The sequence below is a fragment of the Streptomyces phytophilus genome, assembly GCF_013870535.1.
GTDB classification, from domain to species: Bacteria; Actinomycetota; Actinomycetes; order Streptomycetales; family Streptomycetaceae; genus Streptomyces; species Streptomyces phytophilus.
On sequence record NZ_JACBXC010000979.1, the window covers coordinates 1 to 2,297 of the forward strand.

Consider the following 2,297-nt stretch of genomic DNA (forward strand, 5'->3'; position numbering starts at 1 on the left):
AAGCGGTACCACCCCGCCACCCGGGACTTCCTGCGCCGCGCCGCCGCCGCGGACGTCACCGGTGCCCGCTCCTGCTACCTGCACGGCGCCTTCCTCGGCGGCGAGTTCGCCACCGCCTGGCGGCTGGAGCACGGCGCTCTGCTCGACCTGGGCCCGCACCTGCTCGACCTCCTCGACGCCGCCGTGGGCCCGGTCGCCGCCGTCCGCGGAACCGGCGACCCGCGCCGCTGGATCGAGTTGACCTGCGAGCACGAGAACGGCGCCGTCAGCCAGGCGTCGCTGTCCGGCAGCGTCCGGCTGCCCGCCGCCCGCACCCGCGTCGAGCTGTTCGGCCCCGGCGGCGAGATCGTCTACGACACCGCGGGGCTCGACCACGAGGAGTGCTGGCCCGTGCTGCGCCACGAGTTCGCCGCCGCCGTCCGCGCCGGGCGCTCCGGCGGCCTCGACGCCCGCCGCGGCCTGCGCCTCCAGGAGCTGCTGCACCAGGCGCTGCCCGGCTGATCCGCCGGCGCTGCCACGCCGGCCGCGTACGCCGGGGACCGGTCCCCGGCGCACGCGGGACACTGGTGGGGCACGTACCGTCACGAGCACCCGGAGGCCCCGCGATGCCCCTGCGAGAGAGCCTGGCGCGCGGTGCCGCGCCGTCGCCCCCCGGCACCCTGCACGCCCGCAGCGTCGCCGGCGGGATCCGGGTGCCGCCCGCAGCCGCCCGGGTCGTGCGCTTCGGGCGCGACAAGGACGAGGTCGACCTGTGCGTCGGCGAGGACGACCTGCGGGTCAGCCGCCGGCACGGCGAGCTGTCGTACGAGCGCAGCACCTGGTGGCTGCGGAACACCGGGCAGCAGCTCGTCCGGCTGCCCCGCGGCCGGCTGATGCACCTGACCACCGAGCCGATCCCCCTCGCCCCCGGCTACACCCCGCTGTTCGTCAAGGGCTCGGGGCACCGCGAGCACCTCGTCGAGCTGTACGTCACCGACGCCGGCGAGGGCGGGCGGGTGCCGCGGCACCGCGCCGAGACCCTGCCGCCCAAGCGCTGGACGCTCACCGAGCAGGAGAAGCTGGTGCTCGTCGTGCTCGGACAGCAGTACCTGCAGTACGAGTCGGACCCGCGCCCGCTGTCGTACCGGCAGGCGGCCGAGCTGCTGGCCTTCCTGCCCGCCGGCGCGGGGATCACCAAGCGCGTCATCGAGCACCGGGTCGAGGACGTCCGCAAGCGGCTGGAGGGCGGCGGCTTCCCGTACCAGGTGACGCGGGGCGACGACGGCAGCGGCCCGAGCGACAGCGTCCTCAAGCACAACCTGCTGCGCGGACTGGTGGAATCCACGACCCTGGTGCCGACCGATCTCGAACTCCTGGACGAGTATTTCTCAAGCTGAGCGGCTATTTCGCGGCTTCCGCGCGGCTGAGGCGGGGAAGTCGTGAAGACGTCGTGCCAGCGCCGCGCGCAGCCGATAAGTTTCGCCCTGCAGACGGGCGAAAGGAGTCGCGGTGCGCGTGGGTCAGCTGGTCGGCGACCGCTACCGGCTCGAAGTTCCGGTCGACGGCGAGGGCCGGGGCGAGGTGTGGTTCGCGGCCGACGAGCAACTGGGCCGCAGAGTCGTACTCAAACGCGGCGGCGCCATCGGGGAGCGCCCGCGGCTGCTGGGCGTCGCCCGCGCCCAGGCCAAGGCCACCCACCCGCACGTGGTCACGCTCTACGGCGTGGAGTTCATCGAGGCGGGCCCCGACGCCGGCTGCTGGCTGGTGATGGAACACGTCACCGGCGGCAGCCTGGAGAAGCAGCCGAGGATGGCGCCCGAGCGGGCGGCGCTGATCGGCGCGCAGATCGCCTCGGCGCTGGGGGCGCTGCACGCCAACGGCGTCGTCCACTGCGACGTCAAGCCCGCCAACGTCGTCATCACCGACGACGGCACGCCCAAGCTCACGGACTTCGACTCCGCCCAGCGCACCGGCAGCAACGAGACCATCTCGCCGGACCGCCCGCTCAGTTACACCCCCGACTACGCCGCCCCCGAGGTCGTCAACGGCTCGCCCGAGCCCCGCTCGGACGTGTACTCCCTCGCGGCGATGCTCTACAAGGCGGTCACCGGCGTACCCCACGACGAGGTCGGCGACAGGGACGGGGACGACGGCGACAGGGACGACGGCGACGGCGACGGGGACGACGGGGCGGCGGACCGGGACGGGGAGGACGCGGCCACCCTGCGCGAGTGGAAGGTGAGCCAGGGCGTGCTGCGCCGCGAGCGCGACACCGGCCCGCTCGCCGCGCCGCTCGAAGCGATGCTCCGCCGCCGGCC

At 74.6% G+C, this 2,297-nt stretch carries 3 protein-coding genes; all 3 read left to right on the top strand.

Annotated elements, in window-relative coordinates; genetic code table 11:
* On the top strand, nucleotides 1–501 hold a 501-nt coding region (locus H5J30_RS27980; RefSeq protein ID WP_445194964.1), incomplete at its 5' end, for a Gfo/Idh/MocA family protein.
* A 104-nt stretch (nucleotides 502–605) separates the two neighbouring features.
* A complete protein-coding gene (locus H5J30_RS27985; protein ID WP_181790081.1) occupies nucleotides 606–1,376 on the top strand; it encodes an FHA domain-containing protein in 771 nt (256 codons plus the stop codon).
* Between the two features lie 112 nt (nucleotides 1,377–1,488).
* A partial coding sequence (locus H5J30_RS27990; protein WP_181790082.1) for a serine/threonine-protein kinase occupies nucleotides 1,489–2,297 on the top strand: 809 nt, incomplete at its 3' end.

What these genes read in the sequence shown, in the direction of transcription:
- H5J30_RS27985 (WP_181790081.1), top strand. Translation starts at nt 606, where the DNA reads ATGCCCCTGCGAGAGAGCCTGGCGCGCGGTGCCGCGCCGTCGCCCCCC.